This is a genomic window from Salinimonas lutimaris (genome assembly GCF_005222225.1).
GTDB lineage: Bacteria > Pseudomonadota > Gammaproteobacteria > Enterobacterales > Alteromonadaceae > Alteromonas > Alteromonas lutimaris.
Genome location: NZ_CP036536.1, coordinates 341644 through 363495, shown reverse-complemented (window position 1 = coordinate 363495; position 21852 = coordinate 341644). Strand labels below are relative to the sequence as shown.

At 49.2% G+C, this 21852-nt stretch carries 16 protein-coding genes; 9 read left to right on the top strand and 7 right to left on the bottom strand.

Going from position 1 to position 21852, the window contains the following annotated elements; genetic code table 11:
• Window positions 1–145 precede the first annotated feature (145 nt).
• From EZV72_RS01560 to EZV72_RS01525, 8 genes are all read left to right on the top strand, one after another.
• Window positions 146–3124, top strand: a complete 2979-nt coding sequence (locus EZV72_RS01560) for a TonB-dependent receptor (protein ID WP_137165579.1) — start codon at window positions 146–148, stop codon at window positions 3122–3124.
• A 133-nt stretch (window positions 3125–3257) separates the two neighbouring features.
• Entirely contained in the window at window positions 3258–4799 is a 1542-nt protein-coding gene (locus EZV72_RS01555; RefSeq protein ID WP_137165578.1) for a tryptophan halogenase family protein, read from the top strand.
• Window positions 4800–4837: 38 nt separating this feature from the next.
• A complete protein-coding gene (locus EZV72_RS01550) occupies window positions 4838–5545 on the top strand; it encodes a SapC family protein (protein ID WP_137165577.1) in 708 nt (235 codons plus the stop codon).
• On the top strand, window positions 5542–6555 hold the full coding sequence (locus tag EZV72_RS01545; RefSeq protein WP_137165576.1) for a cupin-like domain-containing protein: 1014 nt from the start codon (window positions 5542–5544) through the stop codon (window positions 6553–6555). The genes EZV72_RS01550 and EZV72_RS01545 overlap by 4 nt, the downstream gene beginning before the upstream one ends.
• 21 nt (window positions 6556–6576) lie before the next feature.
• On the top strand, window positions 6577–8058 hold the full coding sequence (locus EZV72_RS01540) for a tryptophan halogenase family protein (RefSeq protein ID WP_137165575.1): 1482 nt from the start codon (window positions 6577–6579) through the stop codon (window positions 8056–8058).
• A 109-nt stretch (window positions 8059–8167) separates the two neighbouring features.
• On the top strand, window positions 8168–9169 hold the full coding sequence (locus EZV72_RS01535; protein WP_137165574.1) for a LacI family DNA-binding transcriptional regulator: 1002 nt from the start codon (window positions 8168–8170) through the stop codon (window positions 9167–9169).
• Window positions 9170–9435: 266 nt separating this feature from the next.
• Complete coding sequence (locus tag EZV72_RS01530) at window positions 9436–11403, top strand: BCCT family transporter (protein WP_137165573.1); 1968 nt, start codon at window positions 9436–9438, stop codon at window positions 11401–11403.
• 159 nt (window positions 11404–11562) lie between these two features.
• On the top strand, window positions 11563–12990 hold the full coding sequence (locus EZV72_RS01525) for a capsule assembly Wzi family protein (RefSeq protein ID WP_137165572.1): 1428 nt from the start codon (window positions 11563–11565) through the stop codon (window positions 12988–12990).
• A gap of 14 nt (window positions 12991–13004) precedes the next feature.
• Here the strand turns inward: EZV72_RS01525 and EZV72_RS01520 are convergent, their stop codons facing one another.
• Entirely contained in the window at window positions 13005–14024 is a 1020-nt protein-coding gene (locus EZV72_RS01520; RefSeq protein ID WP_175405024.1) for a glycosyltransferase family 9 protein, read from the bottom strand.
• 330 nt (window positions 14025–14354) lie between these two features.
• Here EZV72_RS01520 and EZV72_RS01515 point away from each other — a divergent pair, with 330 nt between their 5' ends.
• Entirely contained in the window at window positions 14355–14876 is a 522-nt protein-coding gene (locus EZV72_RS01515) for a cysteine hydrolase family protein (protein WP_137165570.1), read from the top strand.
• Window positions 14877–14944: 68 nt separating this feature from the next.
• Here EZV72_RS01515 and ssb read toward each other — a convergent pair whose 3' ends face one another.
• The 6 genes from ssb to EZV72_RS01485 form a co-directional block, all read right to left on the bottom strand.
• The gene (gene ssb / locus EZV72_RS01510) at window positions 14945–15517 is read right to left on the bottom strand and encodes a single-stranded DNA-binding protein (protein ID WP_137165569.1); all 573 of its coding nucleotides are present in this window, start codon (window positions 15515–15517) and stop codon (window positions 14945–14947) included.
• 72 nt (window positions 15518–15589) lie between these two features.
• Window positions 15590–16195 carry a hypothetical protein gene (locus tag EZV72_RS01505; RefSeq protein WP_137165568.1) on the bottom strand — a complete coding sequence of 202 codons (606 nt, stop codon included), beginning with the start codon at window positions 16193–16195 and terminating at the stop codon, window positions 15590–15592.
• Between the two features lies 1 nt (window position 16196).
• Complete coding sequence (locus EZV72_RS01500) at window positions 16197–17963, bottom strand: site-specific integrase (protein ID WP_137165567.1); 1767 nt, start codon at window positions 17961–17963, stop codon at window positions 16197–16199.
• Window positions 17964–17967: 4 nt separating this feature from the next.
• A complete protein-coding gene (locus EZV72_RS01495) occupies window positions 17968–19803 on the bottom strand; it encodes a hypothetical protein (RefSeq protein WP_137165566.1) in 1836 nt (611 codons plus the stop codon).
• Window positions 19803–20933 carry a site-specific integrase gene (locus EZV72_RS01490; RefSeq protein WP_137165565.1) on the bottom strand — a complete coding sequence of 377 codons (1131 nt, stop codon included), beginning with the start codon at window positions 20931–20933 and terminating at the stop codon, window positions 19803–19805. Before EZV72_RS01490 ends, EZV72_RS01495 begins: the two co-directional genes overlap by 1 nt.
• 88 nt (window positions 20934–21021) lie before the next feature.
• On the bottom strand, window positions 21022–21162 hold the full coding sequence (locus EZV72_RS01485) for a hypothetical protein (protein WP_217495171.1): 141 nt from the start codon (window positions 21160–21162) through the stop codon (window positions 21022–21024).
• Between the last annotated feature and the right edge of the window lie 690 nt (window positions 21163–21852).

The window sequence follows — 21852 nt, the reverse complement described above, 5'->3', positions numbered from 1 at the left end:
CTGATGTTGTATCTCGGCACGGGTGCCTGGCATGGCGAAAGCGTGTGAGAAAACCAAACCATAAAATGAAGCAATTACGAACTGCATGCTACCCAGTTTTGTAAGCGCTTACAGGAATATTAGTCTTGATTGACTAGGAGAACACATGAAAACAACAACATTTACCCGGACCCGACTGGCTACCTGTCTGTCACTGGTCATGGGAGCTGTTGCCGCTTACCCTGCCCTGGCTCAGCAAACCGACTCCACTGAACAGCAACAGGCGAATGAAGAGACGAATTTCGAAGTCATTCAGGTGAGTGGCATACGCGAAAGTCTGACCAAATCCATGCTGGCCAAAAAAGCGGCATCAGGTGTGGTGGATGCAATTTCTGCCGAGGATATCGGTAAATTTCCTGACACCAACCTGGCGGAATCGTTGCAGCGTATCACGGGTGTTGCGATTGACCGTAGTAATGGTGAAGGTAGCAAGATTACCGTTCGTGGCTTTGGCCCTGATTATAACCTGGTCACTCTGAACGGCCGCCAGATGCCGGCTGCTAATGTAGAAGCCACCAGCGCGTCTTCCTCCCGTTCCTTTGATTTTGCAAACCTGGCGTCTGAAGGCGTTGCTGCGGTTGAAGTGTATAAAACCAGTCTGGCTTCTCAGCCTACCGGTGGCATCGGTTCAACCGTTAATCTGGTGACTGCCAAGCCGCTGAGTAATCCGGGTCTGAAGACCTCGGTCGGGGTAAAAGCTGTTTTTGATGATTCTACGGAAACCGGTGATTCGGTCACCCCGGAAGTCTCCGGTCTTTACAGTCAGACATTTGCCGACGACACTTTTGGTGTGCAGTTAATCGGCTCAGTACAAAAACGTGACAGCGGTGCAGCCGTGGCTGAAACCGGTAACGGCTGGTACACCATTAAGGGCGATGGCGGCGACTGGGGTTCATTACCGCGCGATGGGAGTTTTGAAAACCTGCCAGGCGAGAACGATGTTTATGCTGTTCCCCGTAATCTGGCTTACAACTTTGATGAGGTCAGCCGTACCCGGACCAACGGTCAGCTGACCCTGCAATACCGCCCGCTAGACTCACTGACCACCACGTTAGACTACACCTATTCAGAGCTGGAAACCCAGACTCAGCGCCAGCAGCTGTCCACCTGGTTTAATGGCGTGCCTGCGTTTGGTGAATACACCCCGGGCACCAATACCGAAGGCTCTGTAATGGGGCCGGTGATCTATGCGGATAATACCTGTTGTGATGTTGGCCTGGGTACCAGCGATTACACGGTGACCAACGAAAATAAATCTCTGGGTCTGAATGTAGAGTGGCTGGCAACCGATAACCTGACACTGGAAGTGGATTATCACCACTCTACCGCTGAAGCCGGTCCGGATAGTGATCTTGGTAGTAACAACGTCGTCAGTGCGGTGCAGTTTGACCGGGTACAGACCATTGTTGACTACTCTCAGGACTTCCCGGTGATGGATATCATTTATGCCGATGGTGTGGATGGGCTGGATCCGTCCCGTATGCTGACCTCAGGCACATCATTTAGAAACAGTTACCAGAAGTCAGATATCGACCAGCTTCAGTTTCGCGGTAACTACTATTTTGATGAGGGCATTGTTACCAGCATCGATTTTGGTTTAACCGGAATGGAAGCTAAAAACCGTTCTGCCTACTCGGTGGCCCAGCGTGATACCTGGGGAGGTTATGGCGCGCCGGAAGATTATCCGGATGATATTTTTCTGCCCGAGGATCTGCCTGGTCGCTTTGATGATGTACTGGGTAGCAATGGCGCCAACCTGGAGCCATTTTACTATGCCTCCAGCATGGGCGATTTAATCAGCGCTATTTCACAAATTGCCATTGCCAACGGTGATGACCTGGGTCCGTGTGACACCACCTTGTGTATGGACCCGAATTTTGAAACCGACCGCACCGTGGTGGAAAAACAATGGGCAGTCTATCTACAGGCCAATATGCAGTTTGATATTGGCGATATGCCGGTCTGGCTTTCTATTGGTGGTCGTTATGAAGATACCACGGTAGAGTCTGATGCACAGGTGCCGGAAATTGCCTATATGCGCTGGGATGGTGCCAACGAGTTTGGCCTGGTGACTGAAGGCTTCCAGACCACGACGCTGGAAGGGGGTTATGATCACTTCCTGCCATCGGTAGATTTTAAAATGGAAGTGGTGGAAGACTGGTTTGTCCGTGCCTCTTACAGTAAAACCATTGCGCGTCCCGGCTATGGTGATATTCAGGGCGGCCTGACCGTCAATACTCTGGCCCGCTTCAATGGCGGCACCGGTAACGCAGGTAACCCGAACCTGTTACCTTATGAGTCCAGCAATATTGATTTGTCGACCGAGTATTACTACGGTGAAGGCAGCTACGTGTCGGTGGGTTATTTTGATAAAGAAGTAGATAACTTTATCGGTAGCGACTCATACACCGACACCCTGTTTGATATTGCCACACCGATTGGTGGCCCGCGCTACGATGAAGCAGTAGCCGCGGTAGGCGATGACCTGGCAGCGGTACGGGATTACTTTATTGCCCAGGGATATGTGAATGACGCCGGTGAAGTGATTGGTATCGACGGCGAGGATCCGTTGCTGCCTATCACCATTGTGCAACCGGTGAATTCGTCTGACAGCCGCTCGGTCGACGGTTTTGAATTTGCGGTACAGCATATCTTCGGTGGCAGTGGCTTTGGGGTGATGGCCAACTACACCATGGTAGATGGCGATGTAGAATATGATAACTACAACACCAATAAAGGTGAGGTGGAAAATCAGTTCGCCCTGCTGGGATTAAGTGACACCGCCAACTTTGTGCTGTTTTATGAAAACGCCGGCTGGGAAGTGAGAGCGGCCTGGAACTGGCGTGACCGCTTCCTGAGTGCCACTATTGATGGCAATGGCGAGCGTAACCCAACCTATGTTGAGGCGTACGATCAGCTTGATGTCAATGTGCGTTATCAGGTTACAGACAACATGGAAGTGTTTGTAGAGGGGATTAACGTGACCGGAGAATATCAGCGTGCTCATGGCCGCCATCCCAACATGTTAATCAATGTTGTTGACGTAGAGCCACGTTATAACCTGGGTATGCGTTACAACTTCTGATCATAAAAAGTATGATACCGGAGGCAGGTTATGCTCCGGTATCATGGTTTTCAGACAGTTTATCCGCTTAGCCCTGCACGGCAGTAAAGCCTGCGGGGCTAACCGGATAGATTTTTAGGTGACAGGTGATTTTATGGCGCAGCACAACTCGCCGCAGATTCAGCATATTGTGATTTTAGGAGCTGGTGCCGCAGGCTGGCTGACCGCTGCTGTCATTGCCGCGACTCACGACCTACCGCGCCACCCGTACCTGACAGTCAGTGTTATTGAGTCGCCTGACGCTCCAATTCTGGGGGTCGGTGAAGGTACCTGGCCCACCATGCGCGACACCCTGCGCAAAATCGGTATCAGTGAACAGGATATTATTCGTCAGTGTCACGGTGCCTTTAAACAGGGCACCTGTTTTCGCCAGTGGGGCAGCCGCCAACCCTCAGGTCTGGCCGATACTTACTATCACCCGTTTGATTTACCCGCCGGTTTTTTTGAGACCAACATCGGGCAATGGTGGGCCGAACAGTCAACTGCCGGCAGCTTTGCTCACGCGGTGAGCGCACAGCCTGCATTGTGCGAGCAGTTCCAGGCTCCCAAGCAGCACCAAACACCGCCATTTGCCGCTGTGGCAAACTACGGCTATCACCTGGATGCCCACGAGTTTGCCGCGCTGCTTAAACGTCACTGCACAGAACAACTCGGAGTGCAGCATTATAGTGCGCACATTGATGAGGTAATCAGTGACAGCCACAATCAGATAAGCGCGTTACAGACCCGTACCGGGCAACGGATCAGTGGCGATTTATTTGTTGACTGCAGTGGTTTCAGCGCCCGTCTTATTGGTCAGCATTACGGTCAGGCCCTGACTGATGTCAGCCATGTACTGCCCAATAATACCGCCCTGGCGGTGCAGGCTGGCTATCAGGATCCGGCCGGGCCGGTAGCCAGTGTAACCTATTCAACCGCGCACGCATCAGGCTGGCTGTGGGATATCGGTCTGAGTCACCGCAAAGGCGTAGGCTGTGTATACAGTTCGGCATTTTGTGATGATGAGACGGCCACCCAGACCTTACTGAGTTATCTTGCTCAGGATGACACCACTGTCACCCCGTCCCCGGAAGCTATTCGCAAAATTGGTTTTACGCCCGGCTATCGTGCCACCAGCTGGGTGGAAAATTGTGTCGCTGTTGGTACGTCTATGGGGTTTGCCGAACCACTGGAAGCGTCCGCGTTGGTGATGGTTGAGCTGGCCGCATCACACCTGGCTAGACACCTTCCGGTAAGTAAAGACTTACTAAGCGCTAGTGCACGGCAATATAACCAGGCATTTACGGCAAAATGGCAGCGCATTGTCGACTTTTTAAAACTGCACTATGTGTTGAGTTGCCGGCAGGATAGCCCTTACTGGCGCACAGTCAGCAACATCAGTTCAGCCTCTGAGCAATTGCAGGACTGGCTGGTGCAATGGCAGCACCGTGCTCCGGAACATACTGATTTTTTCTATCAGGATGAAGTATTCCCACAAGCCAGTTACTTGTACGTACTATACGGTATGGGCTTTGTCACCGCCCCGGGACACCGCCCGCAGGCCAGCATCGACCCGCTTATGCATCAACTCGCCCAGCGCCGGCAACAGTGGCAGCAGGGGCTGCCCACACACCGCGCGCTGCTGAACGCCATTTAGGGCATTATCGCGAATCCGCGCTTTTATCAGGAGCTATCATGGCCAGAACAGAATTACTTAATAACGTGCAGCATGCTGAACTGAAAATAAAACCGGAATACGGAGCGGCGTATCAACATAACGTGATGAGTATACCGGTGTTTCCCGCCGAAGCCAGGCTGGCTCAGGGTCACTACCCGCTGCTATTCACCCGTAATGAACAGGACCGCTATCAGATGGTTGCGCTGCTGGGCTTTGAGCAAGGCGAGAATCTGTACCTTGAACAGGGGGAATGGGCAGCAGCCTACAAGCCGCTGATGATTGAAAAAGGCCCATTTGTGATTGGTCGTCATCCGGACAACCCTGACAGCCTGTCGGTGCATATCGAGCTGGATGATCCGCGGGTCAGTAATAGTGAAGGACAACCGCTGTTTTTGCCCCACGGCGGCACCACCGATTACACTGATAACATTGCCAATGTGCTAAGCACCCTGCATGAAAGTCAGTCCGCTCACGCAGATTTTGTCAGCCAGTGCCTGGCCTTGGAGCTGATAGAGTCATTTGTACTGGATATTGATATGCCTCAGGGCGGCACGCATCGCTTGTCTGGCTTTTATACCGTAAATGAGGAAAAGCTGGCAGGCCTGACAGCTGAACAGCTGTCTGAATTACATTCCAGCGGCCATCTGCACACCCTGTATATGATGCTGGCCTCGTTGTCTAACCTGTCTGTGCTGATTCGTAAAAAGCAGGCCCGTCAGGCATGAAACAACAGGTAGCCCGGGCCACCCTCCCTACCGGCCAGTCTTTGAGCGACTTTTTGCTTAATCAGTGCAAGCCGGTGGTGTTGCCCGGCCTGGTCAGTCAGTGGCCGGTCGTGCAGGCAGCCAGACAGGGTGATACCTCGCTACTCGACTATCTGGCCCGGTTTGATACCGGCGTGCAGGTGGATGCCATTGAAATGCCGGCGCAGGCTCGCGGACGCATGTTTTACAACGACACCATGAGTGGATTTAACTTTTCCCGTCAGCGCGTGCCGTTTACGCAAATTTTAAAACACCTGAGCGCCACGGTGCAGGCTCCAAAAGATAATCCGGCGCCGACCCTGTATGTTGGCTCCACCTCTGTGGACACCTGTTTACCGGGTTTTTCGGCCGACAATACTGTACCGCTGGATACCCTGAATCCGCTGGCCACGCTGTGGCTGGGCCAGCCCAGTCGTATTGCCGCCCATTACGATGTACCGGACAACCTGATTTGTGTGGCGGCCGGCAAACGTACCGTCACTCTGTTTCCTCCTGATCAGGTAGCCAACCTGTACATTGGGCCGCTGCATCTGACCCCGGCCGGACAGGCCATTAGTCTGGTCGATTTTCAGCAACCAGACTGGGACCGCTTTCCCCGTTTCAAGACCGCACTGGACAACGCACAAACCATTGAGCTTAATGCCGGCGATGCGCTGTTTATCCCCTCAATGTGGTGGCACCATATTGAAGCACACGCCCCGCTCAACCTACTGGTAAACTACTGGTGGCGAACCACACCGGCGTTTGTCGGACGCGGTGACAATGCCCTGTACCATGCATTGCTGAACTTGCGTCAGTTACCGGCGAAAGAACGCCGGGCCTGGCAGGCATTGTTCGATTTTTATGTGTTCAGTGACGATGAAAAACGCTTTGACCATATCCCCGAGGCGTTGCGCGGGCCACTGGGCCAAAGCAACGAGGCCACCATAAAACAGTTTTCGGCGTGGCTGGCCAACAGCCTCAAGCGCTAAGCCCTTTACCGGAGTAATACTATGTCAGCATCTTCTAAAACCCATGTTGTTATTGCCGGCGGCGGTACTGCCGGCTGGATGGCTGCGGCAGCCCTGACCCGGGTAATGAAAGATCGGGTGAGCGTAACACTGGTTGAAAGCTCCGACATCGGCACGGTAGGCGTGGGGGAAGCCACCATCCCAACGCTGGTATTTTTTCATAAACTGCTGCGCATCAGCGAACAGGAATTCATGGCGGCCACCAATGCCACCTTCAAGCTGGGGATTCAGTTTGAAAACTGGACCGATATCGGACATCAGTACCTGCACGCGTTTGGTGTGACTGGTAAAGATAGCTGGGCAGCCGGTTTTCAGCATTTCTGGTTACGCGGACAACAGGAAGGGCTGGCCACAGATTTTGGCGATTACTGCTTAGAACGTCAGGCTGCCGAGTCAGGCCGCTTTGCGCACCTACCCAATAACGGGCTGAACTATGCGTTTCATATTGATGCCTCTCGCTATGCGGCCTTTTTACGCCAGCTGGCAGAGCAAGAAGGCCTGACGCGTATCGACGCAAAGATAGAAAAGGTCAGCCGGCGAGCTGAAGATGGTCATATTGACAGTCTGCACCTGGACAACGGGGAGGTGATCAGCGGAGACTTTTTTATCGACTGCACCGGCTTTCAGGGCTTACTGATTGAAAAAGCCCTGCACACCGGTTACGAAGACTGGTCTCACTGGCTCCCCTGCGACAGCGCCGTAGCGGTGCAAACCGAGTCGGTTGCCCCGCCTCTGCCCTACACCCGTTGTATTGCCCATGATGCTGGCTGGCAGTGGCGTATTCCGCTACAACACCGGGTGGGCAATGGCATGGTATTTTGCAGTCAGTATAAATCTGATGATGAGATCATCGGAAATCTGCTTTCCCAGGTTCAGGGGCAAGTGCTCAACGAGCCAAAAGTCATTAAGTTTCGCACCGGACGCCGCCGTAAACAGTGGAATCGTAACTGCCTGGCCCTTGGCCTGGCCAGTGGCTTTCTGGAGCCACTGGAGTCCACCAGTATTCATTTGATTCAGCAGAATATTGTGCGCTTTTTGCGGATGTTCCCAGCCGCCAATCAGATTCATCAGCAAGATATTGATGAGTTTAATCGCCAGGCGGATTTTGATATTGAGCACATCCGCGACTTCATCATCTTGCACTATCATGTGACCAACCGGACCGACAGCCCGTTCTGGCGTCATTGCCGGCAAATGGATGTACCCGCCTCGCTGCGCCATCGCATTGACTTATTCCGGCATACCGGTCGGGTTTTTCGCGAGGGCAGTGAACTGTTTGATGATTCATGGCAGCAGGTCATGATTGGTCAGGGACTGCGTCCGGCCAGCTACCATCCGCTGGTAGATACCATGAGCAGGCAGGAGCTGGAAGCATTTCTGGGGCAGATTCGACAGCAGATCACCCATACTATTACCAAGCTGCCGCCGCATGAGGATTATCTGAAGCGATATATCCGTCGCTGAAGGTCGGCTGATGACACCGGATAAGCTGTTTATTTATCTGGTTTTTTATTACATTATCAGCCTGCAAAAAAATGCGTCACCACCAAGGGCATAGCCGGAACAATTCTGCATGGTAACAATTAAACAGGTAAGTGAACTGGCAGGCGTATCGTCTGCTACAGTTTCCAGAGTGATCAATAACACCGACACAGTGAAGGAAAAAACCCGACTGCAGGTGCTTGAAGCCATGGCAACGCTGGGCTACCGCCATAACACTATCGCGGCCTCGCTAGCGTCCAACAAAACCCATACCATCGGTTATGTAGTGCCGGAACTGCATGGCTCTTTCTTTGGTGCCATGATGGCGGGCACGGAAAAAGTGCTGCGACATGCTAACAAGCATATGTTCGTGGTCGCCGGGCACAGTGATGAAAAGCAGGAGCAGCGGGAAATTGATGCTCTGCTCAGCCGGCGTTGTGATGCACTGATTCTGCATGTAGAGGCAGTCAGTGATGACTATCTTATCAACCTGGCCGCGCAGGATGTGCCGATGGTTATTGTTAACCGCTACATTGAGGCAATTGGCGATCGGTGTATCAGTCTGAATAATGAAATGGGCGGTTATCTGGCTACCCGACACTTACTGGACGCAGGCCATCGTGACATTGCCTATCTTAGCGGCGCCATGTTCAAGGCCGATGCGCAAACCCGGCTGGAGGGCCACAAACGGGCACTGGCTGAGTTTGGTATTCCCTATACCGACGCCCTGTTCAGTGAAGGCACCTTTCAGGCTGAGTCGGGCGAGCGCTGTATGCAGGCTATTATCGATCGGCAGGTGCCGTTTACCGCTGTGGCCTGTGGTAACGATGAAATGGCGTCGGGTGCGATTAATACCCTGCGTATCAATGGATGGCGGGTACCTGAGGATATTTCGGTCATCGGGTTTGATAACATTGATTTTGCCAGCTATCTGACGCCTAAGCTGACCACGGTAGACTACCCGGTCAGGCATATTGGTGAAATTGCTGCCAACTGGTTGCTTAATCAGGTGTACGGCGATGGCCGCCAATCGTTACCACACATATTATCTCCCTCAGTCATTGTGCGCGGAACCACCAGAAATTACGCATAAATCCTGACCGGCGCTCCTTCACCTACCTCTTATCAGGTGACTTTTCATTCCTGTGCGCCGGACTTACTCTATTAAAAAAACCAGTCAAATCATAAAGCTCTGTTTCTCCTTTTATGCCGTAATCATAACCGGATAAAAAAGCACCGCGTTTGTGATGCCTCCTCACAAATTGTTAGACTACTAACGTTTGTCCGTTTAGCACGGGTAAATAACGTACAAGAATAAAGCAGCCGATTGCTTTAATAATCACAACAAATGGGACTGATATGCAGGAAAACCGACCGAAAGGGAAACTAAATCCGCCGGTGTTCTACAGTGCGACCGCTCTGATAGCAGCATTACTTTTATTTACCGCTTTGTTCCCCAAAGCCGGAGCTACCTTTTTTGAATCCCTGCAGGATTTAATTGTTGTTAACGCAAGCTGGTTCTACGTACTGACTGTTGCGATTATCTTTATTGTGGTGGTCTTTCTCAGCCTTTCCCGTTACGGAGAAATCAAACTCGGCCCGGACCATTCCACCCCTGATTACAGCTATATCACCTGGTTTGCCATGCTGTTTTCGGCCGGCATGGGCATTGGTTTGATGTTCTTTGGCGTAGCCGAGCCGGTTATGCACTTTATGAATCCTCCCTTGGGGGAAGGCCAGACCGTTGATGCCGCCAAAGAAGCGCTGAAACTGACATTCTTCCATTGGGGCCTGCATGCCTGGGCTATTTACGCCATCGTAGCCCTGATTCTGGCTTTTTTCAGTTATCGTCATGGCTTGCCGCTCACGCTGCGCTCGGCTCTGTATCCGCTGATTGGCGACCGCATTTACGGCCCGATTGGTCACGCTGTTGATATTTTTGCAGTGATTGGCACTGTCTTTGGGGTGGCGACCTCACTGGGGTACGGCGTGGAACAGGTCAACTCCGGGCTCAATTACCTGTTTGGCCTGGAAAAAAGTACCGGCGTGCAGATGGCACTGATTGTCGGCGTCAGCCTGCTGGCTATCATTTCCGTGACCACCGGTCTGGATAAAGGCATTCGCCGCTTATCTGAGTTGAATATGGGACTGGCAGTACTGTTGCTGGTGACCATTTTAATACTGGGCCCGACCATTTACCTGTTGCAGGCGTTTGTACAAAACACCGGGGCGTATATGTCAGATCTGGTGCAATACACCTTTAATCTGTATGCCTATGAAAAAACCGACTGGCTGGGCGGCTGGACAATTCTGTACTGGGGTTGGTGGGTATCATGGGCACCGTTTGTCGGCTTATTTATTGCCCGGGTTTCCCGCGGCCGTACTATTCGCGAATTCTGTATTGGTGTGCTGTTTGTACCCACCGGCTTTACCCTGTTCTGGATGACCGTATTTGGTAATTCGGCTATCGATCTTATTATGAACCAGGGCAAAGATATGCTGGCCACCGCTGTGTCTGAAGATGTGGCGATCTCCCTGTTTGCCTTTCTGGAAAACTTTCCGATGGCCGGAGTGCTGTCGTTCATCGGTACCTGTATGGTTATTGTTTTTTTTGTGACCTCCTGTGACTCAGGTTCGATGGTCGTGGATATGCTATGTTCAAATGGCAGCGATAATACTCCCCTGTGGCAGCGTATTTTCTGGGCCAGTTCAGAAGGTATCGTGGCGGCTATTTTGCTGCTGGTTGGCGGACTGGGTGCGCTACAGACCATGACCATTGCTAGTGCACTGCCCTTTGCCGTTGTGATACTGGTTGCCACCTACGGACTGCTCAAGGCGCTAAAGGTAGATATGGTGAAACGCGAAAGCCTGCAGCAAACCACCTCACCGGTCATGATTGGCAATCCTGACGGCGCTTCCTGGGAAGCCAGACTTGCCAGTATTCTGGATTACCCGAGTAAGAAAAATGTCAGTACGTATATCAATAGCGAAGTACGTAGCGCCATGGAGCGGGTTGCCAGGCAGCTAGAAGAGCATAATGTGGAAGCCTTGATTGAGTCAACAAAGCCCGGGCGACTGGTATTTACTATTGAAATTGAAGATACCTACGACTTTCACTATGAAGTGCGCCGTATTTCGTATGATCGTCCGGAATACAGTCTGGATGACGATGAAGATGAGTCCGATGATGTGTATTACCGGGCAGAAGTTCACCTGCGTGAGGGTGGACAGGACTACGATATCATGGGCTGGCCACAGGCCGCGGTGATCAATGATATTGTTGAGCATTACCACAAACACATGCACTTTTTGCACTCACTGCGCTAGCCACGTTCACAACGGGCCACCGTGGCCCGTTTTTTTTCAGCTATTTTCTGTGCTTTTGTGAGCACTTACCTGCACGTTAACACCACAATAACAAGTGGCTGCTGAGTTACGTAAGGTTATTTGCTATGATGCGCCGGTTTTTATTGCACAGGATCCACCATGCTTCCCTCTTTGCCTCGGCTGCTCACTACAGCCAGTTTGTTCAGCTTGCTGCTTAGTGCCCCGGCTCTGGCAACGCCGACCGCATTTTTACCTGTTGGGTACGACCATCAGCTGGAGCATCAGATTGACCGTCTGTTTGCCGTCACTACTGGCGTGCCGATGAGCAAGCCGTATCGCATCAGTGTGATTGAAACCGCACTGGCCCAGGCAAAAGATACCCATCCTGCATTGTATCAGTCGATCAATCAGCAGCTTAACCGCTATCGGGGCGAGCTTACCCTGTCACGGGCCGGCGCCACGCTACGCTATGATAGCGATGAAACCATGCCGCTGCCTAACCAGCGCGGACTATCATCAGATACATGGGGACAGGTGTTTGCAGAAGGGTTATGGCGCCCGAATCAGGCCATGCTGGTACAAGGCGGTATGGAATACCGTCCTCACAGCGGTGAGCTGGTACCTTACAATACGTTTGTTGCCCTGGCCGGTGAGGATTTACAGCTGACCATAGGGTATAAAGAACACTGGTTCTCACCTTTTAGATTTTCCGGCCAGCTGTTTTCTACCAATGCCAAGGCGTCGCCGTCGGTGTCCATCGGCATGGTGGCACCCGCCCACAACTGGTGGAATCTGGATTTTGAATTATTCTACACCCAGCTTGATGAAGTGCCTGACGGTATTCGGTTTGCCGGTGAAACATTTGACGGCAGCCCACGGGTAGCTGGGGTGCATATTAGTGTAGAACCTGTTGAAGGCTGGAAGCTGGCGGTTAACCGGATTATGCAGTTTGGCGGTGGCCCCCGTGACACCGATTTTAGCGATGTGCTTAAAGCCTTTTACGATCCGGCCGGAAATGATAATTCCTACAGTGATGAGGAGCGTAACAGTGAAGCCGGCGATCAGATAGCCTCTGTCACCAGCACCTTTTACATTGATGGTGCCATGCCCGCTGAGCTGTACTTTGAATACGCCGGTGAAGATACTCAGGGCGGCAGCAACTATAGCCTGGGAAATCAGTCAATGAGCGGCGGGGTATTTTTGCCAGCGCTAACCCAGCGATTGTCCCTGCGCTATGAATATAATCAGTGGAAGACAGCCTGGTATACCAATGGTATTTATCCGGCAGGCAATACCAACAAAGGCAGAGTATTTGGACACTGGGCCGCGGACCGACGGGAGTTTGCCGATGCCATACCCGCGCAGATTCATACCATTGCAGTGGATTTTCAGCAGGACATGGACACCTACTGGCAGCTGAAATACGCCAATCAGTATAATGAGTCTGACGATTATGTCACAGGGCACGAGCTGCAAGTCCTGAACAGCCAGCCGTTTTATGATTACCAGCTACAAACTATTGTGACTTACGGGCGCAATGTGTTTGATGAAACCTACGGCCAGGCATCTGTCAGCCTGTTGTGGTAAACCGGCTGACGTCCCTAGCCGTGCAGTAAACTAACAGCCGCCCCGATCACCATGGCCGGGGCAATAGTATCAACCCGGTTTCCGGCAATCAGGACCTTGCCCGGGCCCAGCGGAAACCATTGTGCAGCTTGCTCGCGAACCAGCGAGATACACGGCGTACCGACCGAGGCGGCCAGATGCATAATGGCGGTTTCCACACTCACCACCAAATCAGCCTGTTCCAGCATTGCCGGTAGTTCCAGAAAATGTTCTGTGGCACAAAATAAACTGGTGTCAGACTCAAGCCCGTGTGCTTTTAACGCCGTTTGAATCTCCTCGTGCTGGTGCTCAAGCGCGTTAATCACCACATACACGCCTGCCACTTTTTGTTGCAGCTGCATAATAAACCCGGTCACCTGAGACAAACGCCAATCTCGTTTAGCCGTGGTGGACAGATGATTAAGCAGCACCAGCGGTTTGCCGGCGGCGTGTCGCTCCTTCCACTGCCGGGCCTGTGCCTGATACTGTTGCGGCACGGTAATACGCAGATAATCTGACGGCGGGTGCCGAAAAGCCAGCAGCTGCTCAAAGTAGTGACGATAAAACTGACTGATATGGCTGAAATTTTCGCTGGGTGACAATAATACCTGACCGGCCAGTCTGGCAAACAGTTTACGATGCCGGATGCGGCGCAGCACTTCGGTTTCGTGGGCCCCATAAACCGGCTTGCCATCTGCAATAGTCAGGGCGATATCAGCAAACCGGTGGCTGCGCAGGGTGGTAAAAAACACCACTGCGTCATAGCCGCTGGCACGCGCCCGTTCAATGGCTTTTTTACGTTCAGCCTTGTTGTGTGCAATAGGATATAACTGGTCAATATGCGGCTCATGTTCCAGCCACTGGGACAGTATATGATTACGTCCGGCTGCCCATTCTTTAGGGCTTTCACGACAATCGTCAAACCATACATCAATCGACAGATGCGGATAGTCATCGTGCAGTTGCTTTAATAAGGCGCCCTGATAAACATAATCACCTAAAGCCAGGTGACTCATATACAAAATCCGTTTTGCTGAGGAAAGTTTGTCAGTAGTCAGATACGGTTTTGCAGCTTGCGGCATGCCAGAACAGGTTCTTTCTTCGTTAAGTAAAGCCCGATTATACCACCTAACGTAAGGAAATAGCAGAACCCGTGCTGTAGCTGCGCAGTGTACTGCGGTCAGCCGTGCTGTTCTGCATTTGCTGTGCTGTTCACATTTGTCAGGAATATGCGGTATTGATATTGGCGTATTCAGCGCGCTTCATGGCATATCTGCCACTACGATGCCATCTGCTATTGATGCACACTGATAATCACATTCATACCTGAACCGGAGCATGTTCTTATGACAAAACAAGCACTGATTGTGATTGATAATCAAAACGACTATTTCCCGCAGGGCAAATACCCGTTACATCAGCCTGAAGCCATTCTGGAAAAAAACCTCAGAGCCATAGAAAAAGCCCAGGACAGCGGAGTACCGGTTATTCACATCCAGCACCTGGTGGCACCGGAGATGGGAGAAGGACTGTTCTTTTATGAGGGCTCACAAGGTGCCAGTATACACCCTGCGATCATGGCCGCCGCTTCGGACGCGCCGGTTATCACCAAACGCCACGCTGACTGTTTTGCCCAAACCGGGCTTGAGGACTTGCTACAGGAAATGGGCGTACAACACATCCTGCTCACCGGCATGATGACCCACAACTGTGTTATTCACACCGCACTGTCCCCCGCCGCCGCCAAATACCAGCCCAAAGTTATTGAAGAGTGTACCGACACCACAGACCCCATCACCCACATGCTTGCCCTTGATGCGATGCGGGTGCGCGGCATTCCGCTCATCAGCCTCAATGAGGCATTTTAACTTTCAAACAGGTATAAAAAAGGGCTTGTAAAAACAAGCCCTTAGTGTAGTTAACCTGACAGCGTTTCCTAGAACGGAATATCGTCGTCAAAGTCAAAATCAGGTTCAGCCATTGGCGGCTTCTGGCCACCTTGCTGGTTGCCACCCTGATTACCCATGTTCTGATTCTGCTGCGGCGGGCGCTGTTGTTGCTGATAACCACCGCCCTGGTTCTGGTTGAAACCGCCACCCTGGTTGTTGCCGTAGTTACCCTGACCACCACCTTGCTGCTGGCGCGGGGCACCACCGCCCTGGTTGCCGCCTTCATTACGGCCACCCAGCATTTGCATCTGGTCAACAATGATTTCTGTGGTGTAGCGATCCTGGCCTTGCTGATCCTGCCATTTGCGGGTCTGCAGTTTACCTTCTACATAGATCTGTGAGCCTTTTTTCAGGTACTCACCGGCTACTTCCGCCAGACGACGATACATAGTCAGACGGTGCCATTCTGTGCGCTCCTGCAGCTGACCCTGCTGGTCCTTCCAACTCTCACTGGTGGCCAGGCTCAGGTTTGCTACGGCGTTACCGTTAGGCATGTATCTTACTTCTGGATCGGTACCAAGGTTTCCCACCAGGATGACTTTATTAATACCGCGATTCATATACTATTCCTTCAAACTCTTTATCTATAAGACTTACAGAGAGTATAGCACAACTTTTACTATACTAAACTCTCAGCGATGATTATTTCTAAACTTTGCGTCATAAACAGTAGAGTATTGGATGTCTGCATCTAACGCCTCAATACGCTTTTTTAAGTGCTCTAAATACTCTGTATCTTTATGCTTTCTCTCGAATTCTGAAACGAGAGACTTGAAATCTTTAAGCGCCGGATACCTTTTCAGAAGAAGGCTATGTGCGACGTACAATTCCGCTTCAAATGATTTTAACAAAGAAGAATGTATGCCTTCCCCTCGTTGTTGTTGAATGATTTGAGCCTCCTGCTCGACAACCTTGTTAACGAGACCTTGTTTTTCCTTTTCAAGAGCAGCCTTATCCTTCTTCAAACTATCTATGGTCTCACCACGCGTTTTCCTACCCTTCTTCTTTTTAGTCTCGTTCTTCGCAGCTTCTATGTCATCAATTAAATCCTGATGTATAGCCTCACCGGTGCTGTCATTCTTTCTGTAAAGTGTGGTTTTGCCAACCGGCTGGCCATTTCGAGTTCTTGCATTGTTAATGACTAAGGTTTGATTAATCGATTCTCCCTTCTCAACTAGATCTTTAAGCGATTCTTTTATTGCTGCCACAAATTCACTTGAGCTTATTCTTTTTCTCACCCTAATCCACCTCTTTAAACATGCTTATAATGTGCTCAGCACGTTTTACCCCTTTTCTTGAGGCGTCCACCATTAGCTTGTCATTTGAGGTTATCTCAACAGCCTTATGGGCATCTCGACGCTTTTCCCAGTATCCTACTCTTGGTGCGTCTACCCCAAAATTTGGGCAACCACTACAGTGTTCTTCATTTCGATTAGAATAATCTGGATTAACTCCATCAGTTGAGCATTTCGCTCGGCTACTCCTGCCGCTTGACATGAAACAATATCCGTCGGCATTTGGGATTACTTCGTAATTAAACTTATCAATCAACTTGGCGACGAAAACACGAACCGTTTCTGGTTCAATGACGTTTACTTTTTGCCTTATTAGTCTTATGTACTTTGATACCAATGGAGCAACGCCACCCTTTATGTCATTATCTCCTAAGAACGCTTGCTCAAAGACTCTTGCGGTATAGCGTTGCATCTCTTCAGGCAGGAATTCATATACATCTGGATCATCAACATAAATTTCAGTGAAGACGTGATTATTATGGTAGAGAAATCTAGCTAGGTGCTCGAGATCTCCTATCTCAAATCGCCATGTCCATGTCATCGCAAAAGCTCTTCTCAGCATATGCGGCCGCAATTTGTAACCGAATGATATATGATCCGTTAATGCATCAAATATGTTGTAAAGGACTCTCGTATTAACGTATTCACTCGCTTTTTTATCTCCACCGACAGTGTGTTGAAATGGCAGGCGTAGCAGAAGTCTCTCAGGGTCTGAAGCCTTAGTTCTTTGATATTTAGTGAGTTCAAGAATGACTTTTAATGCCCTTATACCTTCTTCCGGAAGCGGTCGCTTCGTTGTTTTTCCTGTCTCTGTATGGGAAGTTTTGTGTTCGGCTCCAATGAGCACTGAATCTTCATTAAATGCTTTTATCGCGTCACTATATTTTAGTACAGTCGCTTCATGTTTCCGCATCGCTGTTAAAGATAAAATAGTTACGATTGCAGCGGCATAAATTACTCGAATTCGCTTGAATAATATCTGAGTAGACTCGCCAAACTCTTTCGTGTAGTGCCACGAACAGTTGAGACCATGTTTAGTTTTTAGCGTTAGATAAACTTCGAGCTTGTACAGCCATTCATCAGCGCCTTCCACCTCTTTTAGCACTTGGTCCAAAAGTGAAAAAAACTCCATTGGTGGAATAGTCTTAGTTCGTTTTCCTCGAACGCCCAGCCGCCTTGCTTTTGGTCCTAGCTGTCCATTGTGGTAGGGCAAAAACGCCAAGCCGGAGCCGACGTGCTCTCTTAACTTCCACATCATGTTGAGAATGTTGAGTTTGGTTAAGGCGTGATTGCTCGTGCATTCAGACTCTTTGATATGATCCTCGTAAACCTCTATATGTTCTCTTGTAACTTCTGAAATATGATGCATTCGATGAGTGAAGTAAAACCACATGCAAACAGATCTCACTTCTCTTGCATAACTGGCAAGTGTTATCGGTTTAGAGACGTTTGTCAGGCCTGACTCCATTATCGCTATAACCAATTTCTGGGCATATTCTTTCCATTGAACCCATCGACCAAGATCCGTTTTTTCAATCCTACCAGTGTTAGGAGTCCACTTTACTGTAAATGCTGATAAGACAGAGTGACCGTCTGGCTTAAAGCGCCAAATATCTGCATCTGAATCACTACCCAACCACCAGAAGTCAGGCGCTTCACTTTTTACTTCCGGATTCAATTGATCATGGTGTTTGAGCCCGAGTGTTTGCATTTGTCTAATCCATAAATGGTACTTTGATATTACGAGCCAGAGTCTCAGCCGCCCTAACCTCTGCTTTTGTGCACTCCGCTAATAGTGCTTCATACTCGGCCAGTTTCAGTTGCCAATGATTGTCCCATCGTTCCACATTATTAAATCTAAGGCGCTGTTCATTCTTTTTAATCCACTCTGCATAAGCTTTCCACTCGGCAATTAATTTTGTGTCCTTCAACACCACTCGCCTTGCTTCACAGGCGAAACACATCCCTACACCGGAGCAAACAACATTTGAATTTTCCGCCTGTCCACACTGGTAGCCCGTTCCAGTATCAGGAAGATTGTTGTTTCGATTGGAAATTAAGTAATCTTGGAAACTTTTAAGCTTTCTATCGTGAATTGATTGTGTCGCCACTCTTACGCCATAACTCTCTGTCGTTGACAGACTCTTATGGTTTAGTTTGTGTTTCAGTTTTCCTAACGTACCACCAGATAGAATATCGAGAGCGCTGATTGTCGGTCTAAAATTTTCTCCAGTGACCTTAGCTGCGACAAGCGGTTCGAACTCAGAATGTTGCGACGCGAATTCTTTTGTAACCCTTCTCACCATGTGAGCTGTCGATGACCTATCAAATGTTCGTATTGAGTGTTGTCCATTGTTTTTGGTGTAATGAATAAACAATTCGCAGTTTTCTTTGCGAAGCCATTCTTGGCCTCTTGGTACTTTTGATAGGAGTGATTTAAGTCGATTCTGATAAGCATAAAAGGCCGCGCATATTCGTTCCTTTCTTGAGATGTCTTTCTGTGTAGCTGCACCTCGCTTCTTTCCAAAATGAACAGACATCATTCCCTTTTCAGAAGATGGAATGAAGGCATTGGTATAGGCATAAAAAGCTACACTGTCGACGTTTGGAGCGAGTTCTTTGTGGGAAAGTGCTGCAACTAGAAAATATTGTAGATTATAAGCGCTAGTAAAAAATGCAGCTTGTATACGTCTGGGAGGCCATCCTTGGTTTTTACAGAAGTCAGCAAGTCCTATCGGCCACTCAAGACTTGAAGGTATCAAACGCCCGTAATTTGCATACAGTACTCGAAATGCAAAAGGAAGACTGCGGATAGTATAATTTAAGCTTCTCCAATCTCCCTTCGACGCCCTAAAGTCAGTTATCTTTATTAGCTCGGAGAATTCTGCATCACCAACACTTTCGATAGCAACGTCAATGGTGCGGCAATCTTCAAACCAATTCTCAATTTTATCCAGAGACAGTGAGTGATAACGCTCTAATATGTGTGAACCATAAGCGACAGCGCTGGCTTCTTCTAATTTCAATCTTTGCTTATCCATCAAGCTTTGCACTACATCCATATGGTCTCTAGCGAAATCGGCAACAGCGTCTCTCACTAGCTCCACGATAGTTGGCTTTGCCACTTTGTGGGTTAGCTTAAAGTTCTTTGGAAGGGGCTCGGTTGGTATAACTTCAGCAGACATTAGAAAGCTAACGAAATTTCGACACATTCCAAACACCTGAGCTTTGGAATTAGCTTGGGCGCTATTTCCTGTGTTTAATGCGTTCTTAAAGTCACTCAATGATCTTGAGCTGACAGCTCCATCAAGCCATGCAACATACTTGAGGTAGCGCAAAACATTGTTAGCTGTGGCTCTTTTACTTGCTTGTCGACGATTCCAAATAAGTAATTGCTCAAAAATCCTTTCTCCATAATGGATATGCGAAATAAACTCAGCATCAATAGGTGAGCCGGATTCTGTGACTATTTTCCACTCTACGTTTCGCGCAAGATGTCTGATAGATGCTTTTGGTTTTGCTTCTATCTTTCGACGCTTTAATCTAGGCACTAGCTAAAATCCTTGCTATACCTGTCTTGCAAATAGGGCTCCATTGCTTCTGGAGAACCATGCCTAGTCTGCTGCATGGCTAATCGCTCAGGATGCTTTCGGTCAGCTTTGTCGTTTGCACTTAAACTCTTAGTAACAAAGTTATGTCTGAGTCCGTGCGCCCACACGCGCTCATCTTCTGTTAGAAGACCTTCTTCAATTGCTTTTAGAAAGGCTTTTCTTACGCTACTTGAGAATGAAATTGAGTTTAACGGTTTACCGGTTTTGTCTGATAAAAAGACAGCTTGAGGCTCAGTGTAAGGAGGGCGACTACCATCTTTCTTGTGTATCTCTTTAAACTTTTTAACTATCTGGTCTCTATAGAGGTCCATGTAATCCCTAGTTGCTAATACTAGGCTAGGAGGTACTCTAACTGTCTCTACACGGCTACCTTTTGTTACGGTTAGCGTTGTGGGTATTAGCCGTTCGGCCTTTATTGCTTTCTCTGCCGTTTCTCTTGACGGAAGGTGCTTGTATTTAAGTTGACATATTTCGTGTGCTCTCAGTCCCGCTAAGCGTCCCCAGTCGATCATTAATTCAAATCTTTTTGCTAAATCAGGTCTTTGTGGGCCAAACGGCTTTATATGCTCAATCCAATCAGAACGCGGCGCTTGCATAAGGCGCTTGTCTTTTTCCGAGTTCTTAATGGTTTTGTGCTTTACGCGAAGCGATTGACTGTAGGAGATTTGAATTCTATGGTTATTTGTGAGGCCGCAAAGATACGGCTCATACCCCTTTTCAGTAAGCCACAGGCAGTAGCTGATAACGCTCCTGCAAACTTGGCTCGCATAATTTTCAGTATTGTGTTCAGCCTCAGGGTCTCTCTCAATAAGGGCCTGTTTATATTGTTCAAGCCAGTTATCATCTATTTCCGATAAATCTTTCCCGTCTACTTCTAACTGGCTTATAAAATCACATATATGTGCTCCGTAGGTGCCAAGGCTTGAAGGTTGAACTGACTTCAAACAATGCAGGAAATATCGCAGGGAGAGGGTATGCACTTGGTAGTTTTCATCAAGAATTAGGGGAAAACCCTTGATACCAACTTTCCCGCTTAATTTGGCACTTGATGTTTTTCTTAAGAACGCCATGGTTAAACCAAAGACCGCTGTTCTGATTTATCTAAGCCATTTAGTGCTTTATCTACAGAGTAATAATCTCTTTTTCTAAAAACTTTATTCATGACAATTCCGGTACGATCTCTTGTGCCCAGCTACTTTCCATCAGCATTCTGAATAACATACCACCTGATGCGGCTTCCAGCATGAGTTCACTGGCATCTACCGCTGTCTTGATGTGCTCAGTTAATAGCTCAAACAAACGGCGTTTGTACTTAGTGTCATCGTTTCCATTTAAATGCTCGTCTTTATGGCTACGAGGTTATCGCCATGGATGATAAGGTTGTCATCAAATGAAGGTGGTTTACCTTCCAACGGTAACGATTTATCCTCAACCGCTCTTAGCTCACTAAACGGTACTCCCACGGCAGAAGTATAATATTTTAATGTTGTTAAATCTACCTGATGGAAAATTTAGATCTGTGAGTTATTTGAGCAATCCCAATTAATGCAGGCTCCGACCTGTGAGTTGTTTTAGCTGTAGTGGAACAGTGACTTTGGCCATGTAATTAGAGTTGCTGGACTGGCCATGTCATATTGACCGCTACATCTACATCAACCACAACAGGCCGTTCGAGTAGGTGATTACACGAAAAAGCATTGAGGAAAAATAACAGTTTTATACTTATTAATCAGAATTTTAGTGTTAATAACAACTTTTACAGCAAAATGCAACTTGCGCGGAGATCTGAAAAGAGTAAGGTGTTTTATACTGTTACCAGAGGTTTACCTATGAACTTTATTGATGATGGCTTGATTTTGAAGTCAGTGGTCACTCAAGCAACCCTCTTACTGAAACCGAGAATTCCGGCGTAGGCAGGTGCATCAAGGAGCCTTCCCTTTGCAAGGTAACTGCTATTTTCACGGCTTCTGGGCCACCGACCTTGGGCAG